The 24,114-nt window shown below is 61.2% G+C and carries 23 protein-coding genes; 6 read left to right on the forward strand and 17 right to left on the reverse strand.

The annotated features are described in order from the left end of the window. Positions 1-19 precede the first annotated feature (19 nt). Genes NCHU2750_RS05165 through NCHU2750_RS05175 form a run of 3 tightly spaced genes read right to left on the reverse strand, consistent with a single transcriptional unit; the run spans position 20 to position 4,625 of the window. The gene (locus tag NCHU2750_RS05165; RefSeq protein WP_119939474.1) at positions 20-2,362 is read right to left on the reverse strand and encodes an LPS-assembly protein LptD; all 2,343 of its coding nucleotides are present in this window, start codon (positions 2,360-2,362) and stop codon (positions 20-22) included. Continuing rightward, complete coding sequence (lptG, locus tag NCHU2750_RS05170) at positions 2,362-3,450, reverse strand: LPS export ABC transporter permease LptG (RefSeq protein WP_119939475.1); 1,089 nt, start codon at positions 3,448-3,450, stop codon at positions 2,362-2,364. The genes NCHU2750_RS05165 and lptG overlap by 1 nt, the downstream gene beginning before the upstream one ends. After that, the gene (locus tag NCHU2750_RS05175) at positions 3,447-4,625 is read right to left on the reverse strand and encodes an LptF/LptG family permease (protein ID WP_119939476.1); all 1,179 of its coding nucleotides are present in this window, start codon (positions 4,623-4,625) and stop codon (positions 3,447-3,449) included. The genes lptG and NCHU2750_RS05175 overlap by 4 nt, the downstream gene beginning before the upstream one ends. A gap of 248 nt (positions 4,626-4,873) precedes the next feature. Between NCHU2750_RS05175 and NCHU2750_RS05180 the strand changes: the two genes are divergently transcribed. Both NCHU2750_RS05180 and NCHU2750_RS05185 read left to right on the forward strand, forming a co-directional pair. After that, a complete protein-coding gene (locus NCHU2750_RS05180) occupies positions 4,874-6,361 on the forward strand; it encodes a leucyl aminopeptidase (RefSeq protein ID WP_119939477.1) in 1,488 nt (495 codons plus the stop codon). Then, on the forward strand, positions 6,361-6,810 hold the full coding sequence (locus NCHU2750_RS05185; RefSeq protein WP_119939478.1) for a DNA polymerase III subunit chi: 450 nt from the start codon (positions 6,361-6,363) through the stop codon (positions 6,808-6,810). The genes NCHU2750_RS05180 and NCHU2750_RS05185 overlap by 1 nt, the downstream gene beginning before the upstream one ends. Before the next feature lie 26 nt (positions 6,811-6,836). Here the strand turns inward: NCHU2750_RS05185 and NCHU2750_RS05190 are convergent, their stop codons facing one another. The 7 genes from NCHU2750_RS05190 to NCHU2750_RS05220 all read right to left on the reverse strand — a co-directional run bounded on the left by NCHU2750_RS05190 (position 6,837) and on the right by NCHU2750_RS05220 (position 14,376). Next, on the reverse strand, positions 6,837-7,712 hold the full coding sequence (locus tag NCHU2750_RS05190; protein WP_119939479.1) for a polysaccharide deacetylase family protein: 876 nt from the start codon (positions 7,710-7,712) through the stop codon (positions 6,837-6,839). A 110-nt stretch (positions 7,713-7,822) separates the two neighbouring features. Next, positions 7,823-8,215 (reverse strand): type II toxin-antitoxin system VapC family toxin, encoded by a 393-nt coding sequence (locus tag NCHU2750_RS05195; RefSeq protein WP_119939480.1) that lies wholly within the window; start codon positions 8,213-8,215, stop codon positions 7,823-7,825. After that, complete coding sequence (locus tag NCHU2750_RS05200) at positions 8,215-8,478, reverse strand: type II toxin-antitoxin system VapB family antitoxin (protein WP_119939481.1); 264 nt, start codon at positions 8,476-8,478, stop codon at positions 8,215-8,217. Before NCHU2750_RS05200 ends, NCHU2750_RS05195 begins: the two co-directional genes overlap by 1 nt. 85 nt (positions 8,479-8,563) lie before the next feature. Further along, positions 8,564-10,606: a prolyl oligopeptidase family serine peptidase gene (locus NCHU2750_RS05205; protein ID WP_119939482.1), complete on the reverse strand. Its 2,043-nt coding sequence runs from the start codon at positions 10,604-10,606 to the stop codon at positions 8,564-8,566. A gap of 75 nt (positions 10,607-10,681) precedes the next feature. Next, positions 10,682-12,568 carry an ABC-F family ATP-binding cassette domain-containing protein gene (locus NCHU2750_RS05210; RefSeq protein ID WP_119939483.1) on the reverse strand — a complete coding sequence of 629 codons (1,887 nt, stop codon included), beginning with the start codon at positions 12,566-12,568 and terminating at the stop codon, positions 10,682-10,684. Between the two features lie 135 nt (positions 12,569-12,703). Then, positions 12,704-13,738, reverse strand: coding sequence for a GGDEF domain-containing protein (locus tag NCHU2750_RS05215; RefSeq protein ID WP_119939484.1), 1,035 nt, complete (start codon positions 13,736-13,738; stop codon positions 12,704-12,706). 125 nt (positions 13,739-13,863) lie between these two features. Continuing rightward, positions 13,864-14,376: a DinB family protein gene (locus NCHU2750_RS05220; protein ID WP_119939485.1), complete on the reverse strand. Its 513-nt coding sequence runs from the start codon at positions 14,374-14,376 to the stop codon at positions 13,864-13,866. 163 nt (positions 14,377-14,539) lie between these two features. On the opposite strand from NCHU2750_RS05220, the gene NCHU2750_RS05225 reads away from it, so the two are divergent. Both NCHU2750_RS05225 and ndk read left to right on the forward strand, forming a co-directional pair. After that, positions 14,540-15,232 (forward strand): glutathione S-transferase family protein, encoded by a 693-nt coding sequence (locus tag NCHU2750_RS05225; protein ID WP_119939486.1) that lies wholly within the window; start codon positions 14,540-14,542, stop codon positions 15,230-15,232. Positions 15,233-15,334: 102 nt separating this feature from the next. Beyond that, entirely contained in the window at positions 15,335-15,757 is a 423-nt protein-coding gene (ndk, locus tag NCHU2750_RS05230; protein WP_112457152.1) for a nucleoside-diphosphate kinase, read from the forward strand. A 56-nt stretch (positions 15,758-15,813) separates the two neighbouring features. Here ndk and NCHU2750_RS05235 read toward each other — a convergent pair whose 3' ends face one another. Beyond that, positions 15,814-16,335, reverse strand: a complete 522-nt coding sequence (locus tag NCHU2750_RS05235; RefSeq protein WP_245480338.1) for a hypothetical protein — start codon at positions 16,333-16,335, stop codon at positions 15,814-15,816. Further along, positions 16,335-16,877: a CGNR zinc finger domain-containing protein gene (locus tag NCHU2750_RS05240; RefSeq protein ID WP_119939488.1), complete on the reverse strand. Its 543-nt coding sequence runs from the start codon at positions 16,875-16,877 to the stop codon at positions 16,335-16,337. The genes NCHU2750_RS05235 and NCHU2750_RS05240 overlap by 1 nt, the downstream gene beginning before the upstream one ends. 67 nt (positions 16,878-16,944) lie before the next feature. Here NCHU2750_RS05240 and NCHU2750_RS05245 point away from each other — a divergent pair, with 67 nt between their 5' ends. Beyond that, on the forward strand, positions 16,945-17,841 hold the full coding sequence (locus NCHU2750_RS05245) for a branched-chain amino acid ABC transporter permease (protein WP_119939489.1): 897 nt from the start codon (positions 16,945-16,947) through the stop codon (positions 17,839-17,841). 8 nt (positions 17,842-17,849) lie between these two features. On the opposite strand, the gene NCHU2750_RS05250 is transcribed toward NCHU2750_RS05245, so the two are convergent. The 4 genes from NCHU2750_RS05250 to uvrC all read right to left on the reverse strand — a co-directional run bounded on the left by NCHU2750_RS05250 (position 17,850) and on the right by uvrC (position 21,530). Further along, a complete protein-coding gene (locus NCHU2750_RS05250) occupies positions 17,850-18,314 on the reverse strand; it encodes a molybdenum cofactor biosynthesis protein MoaE (RefSeq protein ID WP_119939490.1) in 465 nt (154 codons plus the stop codon). 128 nt (positions 18,315-18,442) lie between these two features. Next, the gene (gene moaD, locus NCHU2750_RS05255; protein ID WP_119939491.1) at positions 18,443-18,700 is read right to left on the reverse strand and encodes a molybdopterin converting factor subunit 1; all 258 of its coding nucleotides are present in this window, start codon (positions 18,698-18,700) and stop codon (positions 18,443-18,445) included. 9 nt (positions 18,701-18,709) lie between these two features. Next, the gene (gene pgsA / locus NCHU2750_RS05260; protein WP_119939492.1) at positions 18,710-19,297 is read right to left on the reverse strand and encodes a CDP-diacylglycerol--glycerol-3-phosphate 3-phosphatidyltransferase; all 588 of its coding nucleotides are present in this window, start codon (positions 19,295-19,297) and stop codon (positions 18,710-18,712) included. A 118-nt stretch (positions 19,298-19,415) separates the two neighbouring features. After that, the gene (gene uvrC, locus NCHU2750_RS05265) at positions 19,416-21,530 is read right to left on the reverse strand and encodes an excinuclease ABC subunit UvrC (RefSeq protein WP_119939493.1); all 2,115 of its coding nucleotides are present in this window, start codon (positions 21,528-21,530) and stop codon (positions 19,416-19,418) included. Positions 21,531-22,188: 658 nt separating this feature from the next. Here uvrC and NCHU2750_RS05270 point away from each other — a divergent pair. Then, entirely contained in the window at positions 22,189-22,830 is a 642-nt protein-coding gene (locus NCHU2750_RS05270; protein WP_119939494.1) for an outer membrane protein, read from the forward strand. 84 nt (positions 22,831-22,914) lie between these two features. Here NCHU2750_RS05270 and NCHU2750_RS05275 read toward each other — a convergent pair whose 3' ends face one another. Beyond that, positions 22,915-23,904, reverse strand: a complete 990-nt coding sequence (locus NCHU2750_RS05275; RefSeq protein ID WP_119939495.1) for a Bug family tripartite tricarboxylate transporter substrate binding protein — start codon at positions 23,902-23,904, stop codon at positions 22,915-22,917. Between the last annotated feature and the right edge of the window lie 210 nt (positions 23,905-24,114).

The following is a 24,114-nucleotide window of genomic DNA, read 5'->3' on the forward strand; positions in this document are numbered from 1 at the left end:
ATGACGATACCAGCCGGGATCAATACTGGTAGGTTTGCCTCTGGTCCTTGTCGTAACCGGACGTCGAGCCGATATTGACGTCGCCGAGCGTCCTGAAGCTCAGGCGGGCGCCGACGCTCCAGCCGTTTGCATCGGTCGTATCGTCGGTCTTGCTCGTGTAGCCGATCGTGAAGATCGTGCATTCGTCCGCATAGCTGAAGCCCAGGCCCTGGCGGATCACCTTGCCCTCGTCGATATCCCAGGTGGCGCGTCCGGCGATCGACCAGTTCTCGTTGATCCGGAAGCTCATCTGATTTTCCAGAATATTCGTCGACGAATCGTCGCCATATTCCGGCTGGGCTGCGACCTTGGTGTAGATCAGCTTGCCGCTGACCCGCGGGGTCTTGTAATCGAAGGCGACATCGGTGCGGCGGACATCGAAATCATCCTTGTCGAAGCGGCTGTTGGTCGACAGGCTGAAGCCCTGCGGCAGATCGATCGCGGCCATCGCGACGAAATCCGACACGTTATCTTCCAGGCCTGAATTGGCGCCGGCATTGACCAGATCGGCGGTCGCGAACGAGTTCTGACCCGCAATCTGATAGGATTGGCCGAAGATGCCGCGCAAGCCCACGCCATTGTCGAACGAACCGGTATAGCGGAAGCCGACATTGGCGCGCGTGCCGCCTTCAATCCGGTCGTAACCGGAGAATTTGTCACGTTCGAAAAGATTGGTGGCGTCGAACACGAAGCTCTGTGCGTCCTCGTTCGGCAGGCGACCGGCAAGCTGCTCGTCCGGACGCACGTAAAGCTGTGCGATCGGCTCGATGATGTGGCTGCTGCTGCCTGCGGTGATGAGGAACGGATAGCGTGCCTCAAGACCGGCGGTCGCCATGTAACGGGCGCTCGTACCATCCTCGAGGCTTTCCGAATATGGCACACCGGCGCCGGACGAGGTGCTGTTCACACCATCTCCGCGCAGTGCCAGAAGCGGCGTGAGCTGCAGGCCTTCATCGGTCGTGAAGGTGCGCTTCCACTCGGCCTCGGTGGTGATGCGGCTGTAGCTGCCCTCAAGACCGGGGATGCGATAGTCGCTGCCTTCGAAATAGTTGTCGTCGGAACGGCGCGACAGGTTGGTCAGGTTCGACGTAATCGACAGCTGGCCACCAGCCACGGGTTCGGGCGCATACCAGCTGTAATCGATGACCGGATAGACGATCGCCTGCTGGCGTTCCAGAAGGCTGGTCTTGGCGTCGTCCTGCACGTCGAAATAATAGCTGTGCAGGTCGAAATAGTTACGCGTGCCAAGACCGGTCAGATAGGCCTCGTTCTTGAACGTTTCTTCGTTCACATCCTGCAGATTGTAGGTGCGCGAGAAATTGTTGTCGCTCTGCACCATCGCGTTCCAGCCGAACGTCCAGCGCGGATTGATCTGGAACTCGCCCTTGGACGCAGCCATCACGCGTACATCCGCCGAGCGGTCTGCCGTGTTGGCGTCGAAGGCTCCGGGATTTTGCTGGTCGATGCCGGCAAAGCGGAACGTATGATCACCATTATCGAACCGGTTGCGCAGCTCACCTTCGACGAGCAGACCCTGGTTGGAATAGTAGGTCGGCGTGATCGTCGCATCCATGCTTGGCGAGAAGACATGGTAATACGGTATGCTGACGCCGAAGCCGAGATTGTCCGATGCGCTGAAGCGCGGGAACAACAGACCGGATTTGCGCTCGACGGTTTCATCGGGAACGGTCACCGGGAAGGGCAGCTTGCCGAGCGACATTCCGAACAGTTCGAACTGTGCATTTTCCAGCCGGATCGTGTGGGTCTGGCCGTTACGGATGACGCGCTGGGCCTTGACTTGCCAAAGCGGCGCCTTGCCGGGCGTGCTCATGCAGGGCAGGCATGCCGTATAGACGGTGTTGTTCAACACCATCACATCGGTACTCTGCCGCTCGGCGCTCTCGGCAACCAGACGGGTATTGTCGGTCGTCTCGACGCGCAGCGAATTGAGGAAGCCCTGGCCGAAATCGTTCGTCACGTCCAGCTGGTCGGCATAGACGCGCGTACCCGCCGGCTCGATCACTTCGATATTGCCGGTCGCCATCACATGGCCGGTCTTCTGGTCGTAATCGACCTTCTGCGCCACCATGCGGTACTTATTGTAATAGATCTGCACGGCGCCACGCGCGGTGACGACCTGAGTGTCCTTATTGTAGATGAGCTCGTTGGCACGAAGCAGCATCTTCGCATTGTTATCTGCCTGCACGGGAAGGATATCCTTCGCGTAGACGACATCGGTCGTCACGCCGGATACGATCACAGACACACCTGTCAGCAGGGCGGCGGCAAGCCGTCTTATATTTCCGCGGTTACTGACCGCCACTAGCCGTCCTCCTGATGAAGCAAAATCGTTGCCCCCACTGCCGTTGCGACGATGACCGGAATCCAGACCGCCACCAACGGAGGAATCGCTCCGCTGCTTCCGAACGCCTTTACCAATACGCTGACGACATAAAGCACGAAGCCAGAAACTATTCCACCCAGAATCATAGACCTGGACTGGGCGAAGCGACTGAATTTTAACGACACTGTTGCAGCAATGAGAGTCATGGCCACGAGCAGGATCGGCAACGACAGAAGCGAGTGGAACTGTGTTTCCAGCGCTTTGGTTGAGATGCCGTATGACTTGCTGACCTTGATTTTCCGGGAAAGATCAAGAAACGCAACACTTTCCGGCTGCTCGAGGCTTTCCTGGATATATTCCTGTTTCAGATTGGTACGCACCTGCGCCGTCGGTTTGCGAACCGGAATCTCGCCCGGCCGATTCTCGAGCACGTCGGTAAGAAGCCAGTAACCATGTTCGAGCTTTGCTGTGCGTGCATCCTGTCGCAGGATCACCGAACCGTCCTTGTCGAAGTGGAAAACCACGACGTCGAGAAGCTCGGTTCCCTTGTCCTGATAGCTCTTGCCGCCGATGATCACATCCTCGTCGCCGCTGATCTGGCGGATCCACGGAACGAACTTGCTCGACTTTGCCCGGTTGCTCGACTGGCGCCAGGAGGTCTCCATCGACACCGATTCGCGCTGTCCCCACGCACCCAGCGGATTGATGACGAACAGTGTCACGAGCCCGATCAGGAACGAGCCGACGATGATCGGGAAGATGAACTGCCAGACCGATATGCCGGCGGCGCGCGTCACCACAAGTTCATAACGGCGGTTGAGCGCGATCAGGACGGTCATGCCGATGAACAGGCTGAGCGTCGGGATCGTCTGCTGCAGGATCGAGGGCAGGCGCAGTGCCGTCATCGCCAGCGCGCCGAGCACGCTGTACTGATCGAGACCCGACAGGCGGCGCGTCGTCTCACTGAAATCGGCGAGGAAGATGATCGCGCTGACACCGACCATGAACCAGAAGGCCGTGATCATGTAGCGGCGGAAGAAATAGCGGCCGAGCGTGGAGAAGATCATGCGGCATTCTCCCCGGACTTCTGCGAGCGCGTTAACCGGCGCCGCAACAGGCTGCCGAGGCGATTGAAGCCCTGCGTGACGAAGCGCGGTATATGAAGCTGGCGATGGGTGGCCAGCATGTAGATTGCGACCGCCGAGGTCCCCAACGGTACGGCATAGACGAACGGGACATAGCTGGCGCTGCGTTCCGACAGGTTGGTGACCGAAAAGCCGGCCCAGCGCAACGCGAAGGCGATAACCAGTGCCCAGATCATCGGATGGACGCGGGCCTGGCGGTGCGAACGGCTGCTGCCGGCAATCACCAGCGAGACGAATGCGAAAGCTATCGGATAGAGCCAGTCCGTCAGGCGACGATGCAGTTCCGACCGGAAGCTGCCCGGCGAACGCTTGACGATTGCGTCATCCGTGTCGGGATCGAGCAGGAAGCTCAGCGGCCGGTCGGCAGCATAGAGAGGCGGGCCGCCATCATCGGATTTGGTCATCGCCGAGAGGTCGAACGCATAGGAATCGAACTTGACCACCGAGATGCGGCCGTCCTGCGTCTTGCGATCGACTTCACCGTCGCGCATCGTCAGCGATGTTCCGCCCGGATCAACCAGGCCTTCCTTGGCGTAATAGATGAGATCTGAGGTCGGGTCGCGATAATCGACCACGACCAGGCCTTTCAGCAACCGTCCGGAATGGCGCTCGGATATCTGCACATAGAGGCCCGGCTCGATGCTGCGGAACGTTTTTTCCTCGATGACCGACGAGAGCAGGTCGGCATAGGCGGCGGCGGCCAATTGTCGGACGCCCAGTCGCGATTCCGGTTCGACGAAATTGGTCACTGCAAAGGAGAACATCCCGAGCAGAACGGAAATGAGGATGACGGGACGGTAGATGATGCTGCGGCTGGCACCCGCCGCGTCGATCACCGGCAGTTCCGAGTCGTTGTTCATCGCCGTCAGCGTCTGGGTGATGCCGATGACCAGGGCAAAAGGCAGAACGACGGGAAGGATCGTCGGCAGGATGAGGCTTGCAAGCACCATGAACGAGCCCATCGACTGGCCCGTATCGGTAACCAGGTTGATGCGCCCGAGCACCTGGATGGTCCAGATGATGGTCAGCACCGGAACGAGTGCGACCAGAAACATCTGGAAGATCCGGCGCAATATGTAAGTTTCGAGAAGCTTCATTCCCGTCCGACATCTTTGCTGCCCGTCATCCCGTGATGACGCCGAGCCTATCTAAGTGATCCAAGTGGCCTTTGCGACAGATGCCACGTCACAAAAATGTTGGCTAGCCGCCTTTTATTTTTTGTTGTGACATTTCAAATCGCCGAAGGATGGTGCCTATCCCTCACCGATATTGCCTCGGGCTTGCGTTGACCGCCGAAAGGGTGAAGATCAGCAGCCTGTTGTGAATGAAAATGCGTGGAGTGCCAATGTCTGTCCAACTGAATATCTCTTTTGCAAAATCATCCCCCCTCACCAATGCTCTGGCCATCCAGCTCGCCCTTGCCGGCGGCGAGCCGGCATCAGGTATAGCCGAAGCCGATCCGCAGGGTGTCGGTGCGCGTGCGGCCGGGATCGCAAAGTTTTCCGCAAAGGCGATGACGGTGCTGGACGTGATTGCGCCTCACGGTTCCGATGCCGACCGGCTGGCGGTGATCGGCCTTGGAAAGGCCGATGCGCTTGTCGCCTATGACTGGCTGCGCGCCGGCGGCACGGCCGCCGCAAGCCTGAAGGCGGCAAAGAAGGCGGTGGTCTTCCTCGACGTGCCCGGTCTCGACGTCACCGCCGAACAGGCTGCCGATTTTGCCCTCGGCATGCTGCTGCGCGCCTATGCCTTCGACGCCTACAAGACGAAAAAGAAGGATGATGACGAAAAGCCGAATGTGGTGGATGTGAAGATCGTCATGGCAGGCCATGCTGCCGCCAAGAAGGCCTTCGCCAAGGCAGAGGCTGTAGCCGGTGGTGTGGTACTCGCCCGAGATCTGGTCAACCTGCCGCCGAACGTGCTCGGTCCGGTCGAATTCGCAGACAAGGCCAAGGAGCTGGAAAAGCTCGGTGTGACGGTGGAAATTCTCACCGAAAAGGAAATGAAGAAGCTCGGCATGGGTGCGCTGCTCGGCGTCGCTCAGGGATCGGTGCGGCCGCCGCGGCTTGCCGTCATGCACTGGAACGGCGGCAAGGCCAAGGAGCAGCCGGTCGCCTTCATCGGCAAGGGTGTCGTCTTCGATACCGGCGGCATTTCGATCAAGCCCGGTGCCGGCATGGAGGACATGAAGGGTGACATGGGCGGTGCCGCCGCCGTCATCGGCCTGATCCACACGCTCGCCGCCCGCAAGGCCAAGGTCAACGCGATCGGCGTCTTGGGCCTTGTGGAAAACATGCCGGACGGCAATGCCCAGCGTCCCGGCGACATCGTGACCTCCATGTCGGGTCAGACGATCGAGATCATCAATACGGATGCCGAGGGACGCCTCGTGCTCGGTGATGCGCTGTTCTATACCAAGGAGCGCTTCAAGCCACGCTTCATGGTCAATCTCGCGACGCTGACCGGCGCGATCGTCGTCGCACTCGGCAATGCCCATGCCGGCCTGTTCTCCAATGACGATGCACTCTCCGCTCAGCTGACCGCCGCGGGCGAGGCGACTCAGGAAAAGCTGTGGCGCATGCCGCTCGGCAAGGAATACGACAAGATCATCGATTCCCGCTTTGCCGACATGAAGAATAGCGGCGGCCGCCAGGCAGGTTCGATCACTGCGGCGCAGTTCCTCAAACGCTTCGTCGGCGATACCCCGTGGGCGCATCTCGACATTGCTGCCACCGCACTCAATTCGCCGCAGAGCGAAATCAACCAGTCCTGGGCATCCGGTTACGGCGTGCGCCTGCTGGACGAATTGGTCCGGGCGAATTACGAGGGCTGATGACCGAAGTTCTCTTCTACCACCTGACCGAATCGAAGCTCGAGGACGCGCTGCCGGCGCTCCTCGAAAAAAGCGTCGAGCGCGGCTGGAAGGTGGTGGTCCAGACCAATGATGAAGCGCGCCGGGACATGCTCGACGCGCATCTATGGACCTTTCGCGATGAAAGCTTTCTGCCGCATGGGACAGATGCCGCTGCGATGGCAGAGGCCCAGCCGGTGCTTTTGACGGCAGGGGCGGAAAACGGCAATTCAGCCACAGTCCGCTTCCTCGTCGACGGCGCCGAACCGCCGCCGCTCGAGCCCTACGAGCGTGTCGTCTTCATGTTTGACGGCTACGACCAGATCCAGCTGGAATCCGCCCGCGCCGAATGGAAGCGCCTGAAGGGTGAGGGGCATGCGCTGACCTACTGGCAGCAATCGCCCGAAGGCCGCTGGGTGAAGAAGGCCTGACAGGCCTCCTTCTAAGGCCGCTCTGTTCAGTTCGTCGCAGCGAGCGGCTTGGTAACCGTCGAGGCAACCAGCATGTCGGTCGACGGCTTGCCGTATTTCAGCTGTACCACCTTGTAGCCTTCGGAGCGCAATTGCGTCAGCAGTGCCGGCAGCATGGCGGCGGTGCGCGGATGAATGTCATGCATCAGGATGATGCCCTTGCGATGCGCGCGCAGCGCGTCCATCGTGCGTGTCGCAACGGCCGCCGGCGTGTCCCTGAAATAGTCCTTCGAATCGACCTGGACATCCATCACCACCATCTGGTGGCTACCGACCCACTGCCTCAGCTTCTTCGAATCGGCAAGATAGGGGAAGCGGAAGAAGTCTGCCTCGACGCCGGTCGCCGCCTCGACGGCCTTGCGGCCCTTCTCGATCTCGGCCACCGCATTGTCATACGACATATGGGCGAGGTCGGGATGCGCATAGGTGTGGCTGCCGATCGTATGGCCTTCGGCCACCACCTCGCGGGCGATTTCCGGATGCGCCTTGGCCATCTCGCCGACCATCATGAACGAGGCCTTGACCCCGAACTGGTCGAGCGTGGCGAGAACGCGCTCGGTCCTCTTCGGCATCGGGCCGTCATCGAAGGTCAGAACCACTTCCTTGTCGCGCAGCTTGATGTCGGAAATCGACTCCACCGTCATTTCGCGACCGGCAAGCCCGCCTATCTTGCTGAGCCTGCCCCAGGCCGCCGGGGTGAGGGCTACCGGAGACTTCGGATCATCCTTCGGTCTCAGCGAGCCGCCGGCATCGCCCGCCGCAAAGGCGGTCTTCAACGCCGCGCCGTCGACCGGAGGCTTGCTCGCGCAGGAGGAGAGGAGGCTGACGACAAGAACAGCGGCACAGGCAGCACGGACCGGCATGAAAAGCTTCTCGATGAAAAATGACGCGGGAATCGGTTACCGCGATCTTTCGTCGAACATGGTTAACGGCCGGTTATCGCGACGCCGCTCCGGCCTTTGCCGGCGAGGTTTCAGGCGAGATCTGTCTGAACGAAATCGGCCCCGACATAAATCAACGGCACGCGTGCCGATCTCGCGCCAGCATAGGAAAAGCAGTCACCGAAATTGAGCTTCGCCGGATGCCGCCCCTTGCCGTAACGAGCAAAGGCGTCGAGGGCGACGGAGGCGGTCTCGCGGGTTGCCGGAACGACCTCGACTTTCAATTCTTCCAGAAATCTTTCGACCAGCGAAGCGGCCTCCGCCACTTCGATGCGGCGTTTACCCGCAAGCACCGTAGTCGCCTCGAAGATCACCGTCGGAGACACATAGAACGTCGTCTCGGTGGAGGCGAGTGCTGAGGCGATGCGGGCGAAATCGGGACCATTGATGAAATACTCAATGATTGCCGAGGTTTCGAGAAACATCAGTTGCCCCACATATCGTCGAGAAATTTCTTCTCGTTGAAGTCAGGGTTGAAACTCCCCATCGACTGGTATTCCCGCTGCAGTGCTTGGAGCCTATCCGCGCGTGTCGCCCGATTCTCTGCCTGCTCGGCTTCTTTTGACGGCTCACCCACCACCCGCTCCAATGCCTGTCGCACGGCATCCTGCTTGGTCGGCGCGTTCAAAACCTTGCGTGCGCGTTCTGCAAGTGCGTCGAGTTCTTCATTGGTCAGGTCGAGAGCCATGACGGTGCCTCAGCGAGATAGACCTTCAAGATAGTGTATCTCGCTGGAGGCGACAACCGGAGCGGCGGAGTTCTGACGCTTGCCTCTAACCCTTCATGATCGTCTGGCGCAGGAAACTGTAGCCCATTGCCCGGCGCTCGGCCATTTCGGTCGTGTCGCCGGCACCACCATGGCCGCCCGAGCCGTATTCGCGGAAGAAGGGCTCATGTCCGGCATCGATCAGCCGCTTGGCAAACCGCCTTGCATGGGAAGGGTGCACCCGATCGTCGTTGGTCGAGCTTTCGATATAGATCGCCGGATAGCTGATCTCGCTCTTCGGCTTCACCTGATGCAGCGGCGAATAGGTGAGCATGGCGTTCAGCTCGTCGGCCACGTCCGGATTGCCGTATTCGTCCATCCAGGCCCGCCCTGCGGGAAACACATGGAAGCGTGACATGTCGATTACCGGCACCGAGGTCCACACCGCGCCGAAATCATTTGGGTAACGTGTCGCCATCACGGCCGTCAGCAGCCCGCCATTGCTGCCGCCATTGCAGGCGATCCGCGATGGCTTGGTAAAGCCGCGGGCGACGAGATCGCGGGCAACGGCGACGAAATCCTCGAACGCCTTGTGGCGGCCCGAACCCTTGGCGACCGTATGCCAGTCGGGACCAAGTTCGCCGCCGCCGCGGATATAGGCCTGCACGAAGGCGCCGCCCTGGTTGAGCCACAGGCCGAAGGCGCCGGAATAGACCGGCGACAGCGACACGCCGAAGCCGCCATAGCCATACATCAGCACCGGCAGTTCGCCCTTGGTCCAGTGCTTTGGCAGCACGATGTGATAGGGCACCTTGGTGCCGTCCTCGGAGACCGCCTCGAAAAGCTCCGACACCATGCCATCGGCATCGAAATAGGCCGGCGACGTACCGATCGGCACCAGGTCAAGCGGCATGTCGTGGCGGGTCAGGTCGAGCCGGTAGGCGGTGGCGGGAAGCAGGAAGCCCTGGCCGACGACGGTCAACACCTCTTCGCCGAGCGTCAAATCGGCATCGAGCTGGCGGAAGCTGACGGTCTGGAGTTCTGCCGGAAGAGCGAGCTCCTGCGCAGACGGATCGGTTTTCGTCAGGTCCACGAGAAAGAGCTTCGGCACCATCCGGTCGGAGACGATGAACACCGCCCAGCTCTTCAGCAGGATGAACTGCGATACCGACTGGCCGTCCTTGGGTGAAAACAGCACGCGTGCATTGGTGAGCGGTTCTTCTCCGAACGGATGAAAATCCTGCAGGACGAGCGTGCCTGTCGGATAGCGCTCGTCGGTCTTCGCCCGCCAGAGCGCGTGGGTGTGGTTGAAATCGCTGTCGCTCTCCACCGGCAGGTCGAGGCGCACGATGTCTCCGGAGGTGTTTCGGATATGCACGCTCGCCTTGCCGATCTCATGGCCGACGGTGAAAAACTCGATCTTTGCCTCATCCGGCTTGCCGCCCCAGAACAGCGGGTCGATGAAGCTTGCCGCGCCATAGACATCGTCCATGCCGGCCTGAAACAGGATCGGTGCATCCTTGGGGTCGACACCACGCTTGAGGACGCGGCCGACGCGCGGCCAGCCGGAGCGCGTGGCGGAAAATTCGTCGATCGAGCCGAAATAGGCGATCTCGTCGGGCGAAATCCACGAGGCATGCGCCCGCGCCGGCGGCGTGTCGAAACCGCCTTCGACAATCCTTTTCGCTTCCGTATCGAATTCGACCAGCCGCAATTGGTCCGAACCGCCATCGGAGAGGATCATCATTACGCGGGTCGGCTCATAGGGCGAGGTGATGGCACCGGAATAGATCCAGCGCTTGCCTTCGCTGAGACAGAAGGCGTCGAAATCGAACACGGTTTCCCAGGCCGCATCGTGGCGCGGCTCCTGATCGGCCGGCAGCCGGCGCCAGATGCCGAGCGGATTGTCCTTCGAACGGTGAAAATCGAACAGCCACCGGCCGCGCCGCGTCGGCACGATCAACCGGTCCTCGCGCTCGATCATCGCCTTCAACTGATCGCGGTCGGCGGCAAATTCGGGTGTACGGAATTGTCGGTCGGACCTGTCATTCTGTTCGCTGACGAAGGCGATCGTGTTTGGGTCGTTGTCGGTTTCGAGAAACAGGTTCATCGCGGGCTCCGCCTGGGTAAGGGAAGCCTCTACCTAGGGATCACGAAGGGCGGTGGCAACCGTGATCGAGGGCAATCACCCCGCCATCGCCTCTTCATATTCGGAGGAGAGCATCAGCCATTCTTCTTCGGCAGCGGAAAGCTTTGCCGCCGCTTCGCCGCGTTCCTTGGCCTTGGCTGCTGCCTTGGCAGGGGCCTTCTCGTAGAGCGCCGGGTCTGCAAGTTCCTTATCAAGTCCCTGAATCTGCTTCTCAAGCTTGGCCGTCAAGGATTCGATTTCGTTGATCTTTTTCTTCAACGGCGCAAGCGAGGCGCGTCTGTCGGCATTCGCCTTGCGCTGGTCGGCCTTCGACACGCTGTCGTCGCCAGCCGTCGTAACCTTCTCGTCTTTCTTGCGGCCGGCCGCCACGATCAGGTCGCGATACTCTTCCAGATCGCCCTCGAACGGCTTCACCGTCCCTTCGTTGACCAGCCACAGCCGGTCGACGGTCGCTTCGATCAGATGGCGGTCGTGCGAGATCAGGATGACGGCGCCGTCATAGTCGTTCAGCGCCTCAATCAGCGCCCGGCGGCTGTCGATGTCGAGATGGTTGGTCGGTTCGTCGAGGATCAGCAGGTTCGGCGCATGGAAGGCGGCAAGCCCCATCAAGAGCCGCGCCTTTTCGCCACCCGACAGATCCTTGGCGGCCGTCGCCATCTTTTCAGTCGCAAGCCCCATCTGGGCGACGCGGGCACGCACCTGCGCTTCGCCTGCCAGCGGCATCAGCCGACGCACATGATCGACCGGCGTTTCGTTGGGAACCAGATCGTCCAGCTGATGCTGGGCGAAGAAGCCGATCGACAGCGACGGCGCAAGCTTCATCTCGCCGCCATCGAGCCCGAGCCGGCCGGAGATCAGCTTGGCGAAGGTCGATTTGCCGTTGCCGTTCGAGCCGAGCAGCGCGATGCGGTCGTCATTGTCGATGCGAAGCGTGATGTTCTTGAGGATCGGCTGGCCGGGCGTATAGCCGACAGCGCCCTTGGAGATCGACACGATCGGCGAGGCCGGCTGCTTTTCCGGTGCGGGAAACGTGATCGGCTGCACATGGTCCTCGACCACGGCCGCGACGGTTCCCATCCGCTCCAGTGCCTTGATGCGGCTCTGCGCCTGCCGCGCCTTGGTCGCCTTCGCGCGAAAACGGTCGATGAAGCTCTGCAGGTGCTTGCGGGCGGCGTCGTTCTTCGCCTTCGCCTTCATCTGCAATTCGTCGTTCTCGGCCTTCTGCCGCTCGAACTGGTCATAGCCGCCGCGATAGAAGGTGAGCTTCTTCTGGTCGAGATGGACGATCGAATTGACCGCGTTGTTCAGCATGTCGCGGTCGTGGGAAATGACGATGACGGTGTGCGGGTAGCGCCGCACATAGTCTTCCAGCCACATCGTGCCTTCGAGGTCGAGATAGTTGGTCGGCTCGTCGAGCAGCAGAAGATCGGGCTCGGCAAAGAGCACGGCGGCAAGCGCCACGCGCATCCGCCAGCCGCCGGAAAACGACGATGCCGGGCGAAGCTGGGCTGCCGCATCGAAGCCGAGACCGGCAAGAATGCTGCCGGCCCGCGCTTCCGCCGAATGCGCGTCGATATCGACGAGCCGCATCTGGATCTCGGCAATGCGATTGGGATCTGTTGCCATCTCGGCTTCTGCAAGCAGCGCTGCGCGTTCCTTGTCGGCGGCCATGACGATGGTGATCAGCGAATCTTCCGTTCCCGGTGCTTCCTGCGCCACCTGTCCGATCCGGGCATTCTTGGGGATCGTCACCGATCCGCCTTCGGAGGCGAGGTCGCCGGTGATGATCCGGAACAGCGTCGATTTTCCGGCGCCGTTGCGGCCGACAAGGCCGGCCTTCGTGCCCGCCGGAAGCGTCACGCTGGCATGGTCGAGGAGAAGGCGGCCGGCAATGCGGGCGGAGAGGTCATTAATCGTGATCATGGCGGCGGTTTTGGCCGAAACTGCCCGCGAAGGCAAGCGCCCGCAGACAGGCAGACGCTCGTGAGCAAAGGCTAGCCGATGGTGCGCGAAGGGCAGGGCGCTGAGGCTGACGCCTGAAGGCTGGCGCCGGACGCGTCAGGCACCCGGCCTTGCGGTATCGCCGTGAACGATGATGTTGCTGCGCGGGTTGGCCTGCGCGGCCTCGGCGGCCATTACGGCCTGCTGGCGCAATTGCTGCGGCGAGAACGCGTCCGTTGCCAGTGCCGCGCCCATCGAGAGCCGTAGCGGGGTCTGGCCGTCGGACGTGGCGAAGGCAAGGTTCTCGGCGATCGAACCTGCCAGCCGGGTCGCGATCGGGCGGATTGCCTCGCGGTTGACGTGGCGGAACAGGATGGCGAATTCGCCCTTGCCGATACGGGCGAGGAAATCGTCCTTCTTGATCGTCTTGCGGAAGATCGCGGCCGCCTTCTTGACGATCTTGGTGGCGGTGGCCTCGCCATAGGTGTCGGCAATGTCGGAAATATCGGCAATGGCGACGAGAAACAGCGCCGTATCGCGGTTCTCTGTCTCGTCTGCATAAAGCGCTTCCAGCCGCTCGATGAAGGCGGCATGGTTCGGCAGGTTGGTCATCCGGTCGCGCAGCATCACGTTGCGCGCGGAAGACACTTCCTGTTCCGCCCCGATCAGCATGCTGGCGCCGTTGCGAAGCGCGGTTTCCAACTCGGCTTCCGCCACCACGGCATCGGATAGCGAAACGCTGAGATATTCGATTTCGGCCAGGATATCGCCGGGCCCGGCGCCATTGTCCTCGCGCAGGCTCTTTGCCACGGCTTCCAGCGCCTTGGCGAAGCCGCGTTTCTGTTCGGCGCCGCTCGCCATTTTTTCGCGCAGACCGGCAAGCAGCTGGATATCCGGCTCGCGTGATTTCGGCAGGCCGGCGGTGACGAAGCCGCCCAGTTGATAACGTGTGCCAATTTCATCCAGCAGCGCCTGGCGCGGTGCGACCGGCAGGGTCATGACGTCGCGGGTCAATCCTGCATCGGAACCGGACAGGGCTTCATGGAACAGTTCGTAATTGCGCGGCAGGCCGGCCACTTCCAGCCGCGCCATGTGCTGGCTCACCGCCTGTAACATCCTGTCCTGAACTGTTTTTCGGGCCTGGGTCGGCATCCGTCATCTCCCGGTCGTTCGCTGTTGAAGACCAGTGATCGCCAAGCTGAGTTAACATCTGCTGAAATACCGCCCTAGATTGCAGGCGCTGGAGCGATTGATCGAAGAGAGGGTTAAGGACCGGTTCACGCCAGCCACTGTTTTCCCTCGTTGCGCAGGAAGGCGATCATGTCGAGCACCACCGAGGGTTGGCCGAGCGAGGTGAGGATCGTGTGCGCCTGGCCGCGGTGATGGGTCTGGTGGTTGAAGACATGCGCCAGCATGCCGCCAAGCGGCTCGTTCATCTCCTTCTGCACCGTAATCGGCGTATAGCGTACCGTCCGGGCGAACGCGTCAGGCTCGAGCGAGCCCATGAGGGTGACAAATCGCTCGTCCTCTGCCTCGCGGGCGCGGCGCAGCTCCGCCAGATCTTCGTACAGGATGACGTTCAGTTCCATCGGCGCGGTGCCCGTGCCGGTAATGCGCCGCAGCCAGATCCGGTCGGCGACGAGGAGATGATTGAGCGTCCGATGCGCCGAGCCGAAAAAGGCGCCGCGGTCGCTGCGGTAATCCTCGTCCGCCAGAAGCGCACAGGCGTCATAGACGCGCCCGTTCGCCCAGCGGTTATAGTCGGCAAGCATCTGGAAATGGCGCTGCATCGGTCTTTCCTCCACGTCGCTTGAAGCGATGTTCATCTGTGCGGCAGAGCGGCACTAAAGTCGACGTCCGGGATTGATGCAATTCATGAAATCTTGTGATTGGATCGCCAGGCCATTCATGATCATCATCACGTCGACAACGACCTGATCTGGAGCATCCTGCATGACGACACGCATCCTCTACTCGCTTTGTGGCGCCGACGAAAGCCGGCCGTTTTCTCCCCATTGCTGGAAGGTGGTGCTGGCGCTTAAGCACAAGGGGCTCGATTTCATCGAAAAGCCGACCCCTTTTACCCAGATCCCGGCTCTGGAAAACGGCTTCTCCAAGACAGTGCCGATCCTGCGCGACGGCAACGAACTGATCCGCGACAGTTTCGACATCGCGCTCTATCTGGATGAACGCTATCCCGATCGGCCGACGCTGTTTGGCGGCGAGGGGGGCAAGGCACTGTCGCGCTTCGTCGAGCGTTTTTCGCAGTCCATCGTGCATCCGGCGGTCACCGGCATCGCGGTGGCCGATATCCATGACATGCTGGGCGAGACCGATCAGGTCTATTTCCGCACCACGCGCGAAAAAATGCTTGGCCGTACGCTGGAGGATCTTCGCTCCGGGCGTGAGGCGGCGGTATCGGGCTTTGCCGCAAAGCTTGAGCCGGTGCGACAGACGCTCGGCTTCCAGCCCTTCCTCGGTGGCGACAGCCCGCTCTTTGCCGACTACATCCTGTTCGGCGCGCTGCAATGGATGCGCATCACCGCAGGTGCCCAGGTCTTCGATACCGCCGACCCGGTCGGCCAATGGTTCGAGCGCTGCCTCGATCTCCATGACGGCATCGGGCGCAGTGTGACGGCGGCGTGAAATTCGCCATCGTGACCTGACAATAGCCAGGACCCCCTTGTTTCCGGCGAAAGGGGCGGGTAAACACCGCCCACTTTCCACGGGAATTAAAGGATTAGACACATGGCGATTGAACGCACGTTCTCGATGATCAAGCCGGACGCCACCAAGCGCAACCTGACCGGCGCCATCACCAAGGTATTCGAAGACAACGGCCTGCGGATCATCGCATCCAAGCGCGTCTGGATGTCGAAGCGCGAAGCTGAAGGCTTCTACGCCGTTCACAAGGAACGCCCTTTCTTCGGCGAACTGGTTGAAGGCATGACCTCTGGCCCGACCATCGTTCAGGTTCTCGAAGGCGAAGGCGCCATCCTGAAGAACCGCGAAATCATGGGCGCGACCAACCCGGCAAACGCCGATGAAGGCACGATCCGCAAGCAGTTCGCCCTGTCGATCGGCGAAAACTCGGTTCACGGTTCCGACGCTCCGGAAACCGCTGCCCAGGAAATCGCCTACTGGTTCGCAGAAACCGAAATCGTCGGCTGATTGCCGGATTGATCTCTGAATCTTAGGAAAAGCCGGGGTTGTCGCCCCGGCTTTTTTCATGCGTGGCAGCTGCTTTCCGGCGCCATGTCCACGCTTCCGTCGGCCTTGAACACATCAGGGTTCGGCGCATAGCCCGGCCCGACCGTCAGCGGCTTTGCCGGCATCACCGTCTGGTCGACATCCGAGACAAGGCTGGTCTTAAGCGTCTGCAGCACCGCACCGGAAGCAGAGACGATGCGGATCGTCACCGCATAGGGGCGATCCTTGACCACGCAATGGATCGGTGGGCTCTGCAGCGTGATCTTGTCGTCGACGGCGAAGATCCTTTCCCGCGTCTTCAAAACGTCGCCGCCCTTGGGGTTCTCGAACTCCGCCTCGGCCTGGCTGCCCTCCGGTATCGATTGCAGCTTGCGCAGCGTCACCAGGTAATGGGCCATCGCCACCCGATAGTTGAACACGACGAGCCGCCCCGAAACCTCGACCAGCCTGCCATTCGTCTCGCGCTGGCAGCCCGCCAGCGCCATTAGGGAGGACAGCGCCAGCAGGCAGCATAAGGCGGCGGGCATCCTCAAAGTCATCACGCCTTTGCCTTTCCCGAACGATAATGCCGGGCAGCCTTCACCCGGTTGCCGCAGATCGCCATGTCGCACCAGATCCGGCTGCGGTTCTTGCTGCGGTCGATGAACAGCCAGCCGCAATTGCCGCAGATCCTGATCCGCTCGGCCGTCTCGTCGGATAGAAGCCTGAGCGCCGAATGCGCCGTCGCCATTTCCAGCGACGCCTGATTGCCGAGCCGCAGCATGGCGGCAATCGCTTCCAGCAACCCGGCAAGATCATCCGCGTCCTCATGGCTCTCCACGCGGGCGCGAAAATAGCGATCGATCGCCTCGCGCAATGCGATGAACGAAGCCCGGTTTTCCCCTCTTGCCGGCTGCAGCGAACCGAACAGCGCCCGCTCGGCGGAAAATGCCTCGGCCGCTTTTGGGAAGGCATCCATCTGCCCCCTGTCGGCAAAACGATCGATGCTGCGGGCCGGATCGAACCGCAGGATCACGCTGTTGGCGACGTCGAGCGCCAGGGCGCCGCCGGCAAAACGGTGCTGTGTCCATGTAAAGGTCATGTATCATTATAACTGGTAAAGCGCCGTTTAACAGTTATATTTTGCGGTAGGAAACCGGAGCGCCCGCATGGCCTATTTGCTGCAGCAGATTGCCAATGCCCTGCCGATCGCAGCACTCTACGCGGCGTTGGCGTTCGGCTATGCCATCGCCTTTGCCGTTACCAGGCGTGCCGATATCACCTATGGCGCGATTTTCGCCTTTTCCGGCCATCTCTATCTGCTGTTTGCCCATGTCGGCTGGGATCGGCTGTGGCTGGTCCTGCCGGCAGCGCTTGCGCTCGGCGTGACGGCCGCGATCGCCGGCGGTGTCGGGACGGGCGGCATCGTCGGGCAATTCGTGATGCGGCCGCTGCTGGCCGTCTCGCCCAATGCCGTGATCGTTGCCTCGCTCGGCGTGCTGGTCGTGTTGATGGAGGGGGCAAGGCTTGCCGCCGAAAGCCGCGAACTCTGGCTGCCGCCCTTGCTTGATCAACTGCTGTCGCTGGACCTCGGGGCAGGGGGTGCCGTGACCCTGACGCGTCTGCAGGTCGTCAATATTGTGCTGATGCTGGCGATGATCGGGGCCGGGCATATCGGCCTTTCCGCAAGCCGGTTCGGCCGCTGGTGGCGGGCCGTGGCCGATGATCCGCGCGCCGCCGAACTTTGCGGCGTCAGCCCGTCGCTCGTCTTCGTTCTGTCCTATGTGCTGGCCGCCTTCTACGCCTCTGCCTGCGGCGTGCTGTCGACCTCCTATTACGGCACGATGGATTTCGGCGCGGGCGTCGTCTTCGGGCTGAAGGTCGTGTTGATCGCCGCCGCCGGTGGCCATGCCCACCCCTTGCGCGCTGCAGCCGGGGCCGCCTTGGTCGGCCTCGCCGAAACCCTCTGGTCCGGCTACGGCCCGGTCCTCTGGCGCGATCTGGTGATAATGTCGGGCCTCGTCTTGCTCCTCGTGCTGAGCCGAAGAGAGCGTGTGGTGGTGTGATAAATGGCTTACCGCCACTTCTCCCGAGCCGTGTCATCGGCATCCTTGGCCGCAACCCAGTCGCCTGCATTGCCGTCGGTACCATGTTCCTTCTTCCAGAAGGGGGCGGCGGTCTTGAGGAAGTCCATGACGAAATTGGCGCCGTCGAAGGCCGCCTGCCGATGCGGGGAGGCGGCGATGACGAGCACGATATTTTCGCCCGGCGCGATCTTGCCGTAGCGGTGGATGGCCGTGAACCCCATCAGCGAGAAACGCTCGACCGCCAGATCGGCGATACGGCTCATCTCGGCCTCCGCCATGCCGGGATAATGTTCCAGTTCGAGCGCCGAAAGCTTTCCCTGTTCGCCACGGCAGAGGCCGACGAAGGAGACCACGGCGCCGATATCCATGCGCCCGGCCGTCAGCGCGTCGACTTCGGTCTGAAGGTCGAAGTCCTCAGCCTGGACGCGGATCGTGGGGATGGGAGATGTCATCTATCGTCTCTGGAGCTTTTGGTCGAGCACGCCGCACCTGTTCCGGCCCTTCGCTTCGGCGCGCCTTTGTCTTGGTTAAGTGCGTTCGAGGCTCGAAACGCTCCACTGGAGCGTTTCGCCGTCGCCTCTCAGCCACCCGTCATCGGCGGAAAGATGCCGATCTCGCGGGCGCCGTTCAGTGGTTCGTCATGCTCGGCATGTTCCTGGTTGAGCGCCACACGGATCACGTCGGGATATTGAAGCGCATTCTCGTATTCCTCGCCCAAGCCTGCGAGATGATTCAACAAATCGCGGACGGTGACGACCGTCTCGGGAAGCTCGATCTCTTCCTGCGGCTTGCCGATGCGCTCGCGCACCCAGGCAAAATAGACGAGATTGGCTTTCATCTCAAAACCTCAGTCGGCATCCACCAGATGCTTCACGCCGGCCTTGAAGTAGTCGTAGCCGGTATAGAATGTCAGGATGGCAGCGATCCACAGCAGGCCGATGCCCATTTCGGTCGTGTAGGGCATCACCTTGTCGCCGGCAGGTCCGGCCAGCAGGAAGGCGATGGATACCATCTGGATCGTTGTCTTCCATTTGGCGACCCGTGTCACCGGCACCGAGACTTTCAGCGCTGCGAGATATTCGCGCAGGCCCGAGACGAGGATTTCACGGCACAGGATTGTGATCGCCGCCCAGAGCGACCAGCCGGCGATCGTGCCGTCGGCAGCCATCAACAAAAGCACGGACGCGACCAACAGCTTGTCGGCGATCGGATCGAGCATCCGCCCGATATTCGACGTCTGGTTCCAGATGCGGGCGAGATAGCCGTCGAGATAGTCGGTGATCGATGCGGCAATGAAAATCCACAGCGCCGTCCAGCGGGCGGTATCCGAACTCTCGAGCTTTCCCTCGACATAGAAGCAGAGCACGATGACCGGCACGGCAAGGATGCGGGCATAGGTCAGGAGATTGGGGATATTGTATGCGCGGGAAGCCATATCGGACCTGTGCTGAGGATTTGTTCCTAGTTGATGTTTCTAGGCCGAAGCGTCAACCGGTTTCGCGGCTTTTTTACAGACGATTGTGACAGTATGGCTGTTGTCTTTGCGGCGTCCGTCAGCTTGGCCTCGTCTCATGGAAATGATTGTAGACTTGCTTCGCCACCGCTTCTGAAATGCCTTCCACCGCCATCAGGTCTGTCAGCCCGGCGCGGGAGACGGCCTTGGCGGTGCCGAAATGCTGCAGAAGCTTGCGCTTGCGGCCCGGCCCGATGCCGGAAATCTCGTCGAGCGGGTTCTTCACCATCTCCTTCTTGCGCCGTGCCCGGTGCGAACCGATGGCAAACCGGTGTGCTTCATCGCGCATGCGCTGGATGAAATAGAGAACCGGATCGCGCGGCGGCAGTGAAAAATCGCTCTTTCCGTCGGCGAAGAAGCGCTCCCGTCCCGCATCGCGGTCGACACCCTTGGCGACGCCGATCGCGGTCACGACATCGCGGATGCCGAGTTCGTCGAGGATCGCCCGTACCGCCGTCATCTGCCCCTGGCCGCCGTCGATCAGGATCACGTCCGGCCATGCCGGGAAGGCTGCATCGTTGATATCGTCCGGGCCTGTGTCGGTATCCGCCTCGACGACGGTCCCCACCGGCGCCCCCAACTCTGCCCCCCGTTCGGTCCCCATTGGCGCCTTCGCCGAAATGCTGCGCTCGGGAATGCCTTCCTCCTTGATCAGGCGGGAAAAGCGCCGGGTCATCACTTCCTTCATCATGCCGAAATCGTCGCCGGGGGTGATGTCGGTCGATTTGATGTTGAACTTGCGATACTGGCCCTTCACGAAGCCTTCCGGCCCCGCCACCACCATGCCGCCGACGGCATTGGTGCCCATGATATGCGAGTTGTCGTAGATCTCGATCCGGCGCGGCACCCAGGGCAGCACGAAGGTTTCCGCCAGCCCCTTGAGCAGCCTTGCCTGCGACGAGGTTTCGGCCAGCTTGCGGCCATGCGCCTCGCGGGCATTGGCAAGCACATGGTCGACCAGATCGCGCTTCTCGCCCCGCTGGGGAACGGCGATCGTCACCTTGTGCCCGGCCTTCTCGGAGAAAGCCAGCGCCATCAATTCCTGTTCCTCGACGGTTTCCGATAGAAGGATCTGCTTCGGCACCGGCTTGTCGTCGTAGAACTGCGCAAGGAAGGCATTGAGGATTTCCGCGCCCGACATCTGCGGATCGGCCTTGGGGAAATAGGCGCGGTTGCCCCAGTTCTGGCCGGTGCGGAAGAAGAATACCTGGATGCAGGACAGCCCGCCTTCGTGATGGATGGCGAAGACATCCGCCTCCTCGACCCCGGCCGGGTTGATGCCCTGATGGCTCTGGACATGGGAAAGCGCTGCAAGCCGATCGCGATAGATCGCCGCCCGCTCGAAATCGAGATCCTCGGACGCTTCCTGCATCTGGCTGGCGATCGACGATTTCACCGTCTGGCTCTTGCCCGACAGGAAGTCTTTCGCCTCTTTCACCAGCCCTGCATAGCCCTCGTCGCTGATCTCGTGGGTGCAGGGCCCGGAACAGCGCTTGATCTGGTAGAGAAGGCAGGGGCGGGTGCGCGTCTCGAACACGCTGTCGGTACAGGTTCTGAGCAGAAATGCTCGCTGCAGCGAGTTGATCGTCCGGCCGACGGCGGCAGCCGAGGCGAAGGGGCCGAAATAGTCACCCTTGCGGGCGCGCGCACCGCGATGCTTGAAAATCGCCGGTGCCCGATGGTCGCCGGTGATCATGATATAGGGAAACGACTTGTCGTCACGCAGCAGCACGTTGAAGCGTGGACGAAGCCGCTTGATCAGGTTGGCTTCGAGCAGCAGCGCTTCGGTTTCCGTCCGCGTCGTGACGAATTCCATATGCGTCGTCTCGCGCACCATCCGGGTCAGCCGGTTGGAATGCAGCCGGCCCTGCGCATAATTGCTCACCCGCTTCTTCAGGCTGCGCGCCTTGCCGACATACATCACGTCGCCGGCCTCGTTGAACATCCGGTAGACGCCCGGCGCATTCGGCAGGTGCTTGACGAATTCGCCAATCAGGTCGGCGCCCTTCAGCCCGCTCTCGTTCTTGACTGCCTCGTTCCAATCGATCGATGCGGTGATGGCATCGGCGGCCGTATCCGGCGCCAGCGCGTCATCGTCATCATCGTCGATCTCGTCATAGAGAACGCCGCCATCGGGCAGCTTCTTGTCGTTCATGCCGTCGTCTCTCCGCCGCATCGAATCAAGGCGGCCTATCTTCAGCCACAGATAGTGTCAGGCATCGATGTTTGGAAGCAGGGCAGGCGCGGACGGCAGCAATCGGAGCGCCGGCCAAATGAGGCGACAATCGGACACCCGCATCCATGAGAGCTCGCGTCTGCAACCCCCGGCAGGTATTTCGCAGGTTTAGATGATGCTTATCTGGTGAGCAAGGTATGGTCTAAGCTTGCACAGAAAGTGTGCGCGAGATTATTTGCGGTCGAATTCTAAATAAAAAGTGGCGATTGACCGAAGAAATATCTCTTGGTAAGAAATAAGAAAGAAAGATGAAGTGGCGAATGATCGAATTAGTATTTCGATAAGGTTAATAAAATACATGTTGCGATGAAGCAACATCGAAATTTAGCCGCCTGACCGCCGCAATCAATTCACAATTCGGCTCTTTCAATTCCTCAATTGGATTCCAAATTTCTCCTCAGCCAGCAGGGAACAAAGCTGTCGCCAACGATGTTGATGTGACGCCTTTCCCGGCAGGACTGCAGCGCCAGGCGCCCATGAGGGTTTCTGTAGGACGCTGTGGCACTTGTGAGACTACGCATCGTGATTTCCGAAAGCCCGAAAGCTTCCGGGGCGATGCGCCTAAAGGAGAAAATATATGCGTATCCTCGTCGCAACTCTTATGGCTTCGGCTGCCAGCTTCATCGCAATCTCTTCGGCAAACGCTGCCGATGCCGTAGAACAGGTTCCCCAGGCCCCCGTAGCCGTTGACGAGCCGGCTCCGGCCGTCGGCAACTGGCAGGGCTACTACCTCGGTGCAACCGGCTCCTACGACTGGGGTCGTTTCGGCGGCGGCGACCACAAGGCCGACGGTGCAGGTGGTGGTCTCTACACCGGTTACAACTGGCAGAGCGGCAAGATCGTCTACGGTATCGAAGGTGATGTTGCCTATAACGGCGAAAAGCACGGCACGAGCCCGGATCTCGAAGGCAAGGCTGGCTGGAACGGCTCCGTTCGCGGCCGTATCGGTTACGACCTCAACCCCTTCCTGATCTATGGTACGGCCGGTGTTGCCCTGCAGGACAACAAGCTGTCTGACGCAACCTCGTCGGAAAGCAAGACCGCCGTCGGTTACACGGTCGGTGCCGGTGCTGAAGCCATGATCACCAACAACATCACGGCGCGCCTCGAATACCGCTACACCGATTTCGGTGCCAAGGACTACAACCTCGATAGCGGCTCCTTCTCCAAGGGCTACGACGACAACAGCGTCAAGCTCGGTATCGGCGTCAAGTTCTGATCCTGAACAGAGCCTTCAAAGGCTGGGGAAGCCCGCGGCGCAAATGCCGCGGGCTTTTTTCGTGTCTGAGGCAAGACCCGCCGGTCAGTCCATCTGGATATTGGCGCTCTTGACCACCGGTCCCCACTTGGCGAGTTCCGCGGTGACGTGTTTCCCGAGTTCCTCCGGCGTCGAGCCGACGATCGTGGCGGAAAAATCCTTCATCCGCGCTGCGACGGCCGGGTCCTTCAATGCCGCATTGGCCGCCTCGTTGAGCTTTGCCACGACTTCGGGCGGCGTACCTGCCGGCGCAAACAGGGCATTCCAGGTATAGGTCTCGTAGCCCGGCACGGTCTCCGCCACGGTCGGCACGTCGGGGAAGGATGGTGCGCGCTCCTTGGTCGTCACACCCAGCGCCTTCAGCGTGCCGGCCTTCATGTGGCCGGAGGAGGAGGGCAGGTTGTCGAACATGATCGAGATCTGGTTGCCGATCAGGTCGTTCAGCGCCGGCCCGGCCCCCTTGTAGGGCACGTGCTGCATCTTCACGCCCGCCATGGCGTTGAACAGCTCGCCCGAAAGATGCAGCGGCGTGCCGTTGCCGGAAGACGCATAGGAATATTTGTCCGGTTCCTTCTTCAGCAGTGCGATCAGTTCCGCAACGCTGTTGACCCCGAGCTTCGGATTGACCACCAGCACGTTGGGCACCACGACGAGCAGTGATACAGGCGCGAAATCCTTTTCCGGATCATAGGGTTTCTGTTTCAGGATCAGAGGGTTGAGCGCATGTGTTGCGACGGTGCCCATGAGGATCGTGTAGCCGTCCGGATCGGCGCGCGCCACTCGGTCGGCGCCCAGATTGCCGCCGGCACCGGCAACGTTTTCCACCACCACCTGCTGGCCGAGGATGTCGCCCATCTTCTGCGCCACCACCCGGCCGACCACATCGGTCGAGCCGCCGGCGGCAAACGGAACCACCAGCGTGATCGTCCGGTCCGGGAAATTCTGCGCCAAGGCCGGCTGACCGAGCGAAAGGGCCGACAAAGCGCTGCCGGCCAGAACGAGCGCGGCGCGCCGCGTCAGTTGCGTAAGTTTCATCCGATTTCCTCCATCACGGCCTCCCGCCGCTCGTCCAATAGTAGCGGAGCAAGGAGCGAGGGCAAGCAATTCAGGCGCTTGGAGGAGTAGGAGGAAAGTCTAAGTGCCGCAGAGGTTGAGCTGCGGCGGAGGATTGCCTTTGGTCTTTCTTGTTTCGCGGGGCAAAGTCCCCCTCTGGCCTGCCGGCCATCTCCCCCACAAGGGGGGAGA

It is taken from the genome of Neorhizobium sp. NCHU2750, assembly GCF_003597675.1.
GTDB lineage: Bacteria > Pseudomonadota > Alphaproteobacteria > Rhizobiales > Rhizobiaceae > Neorhizobium.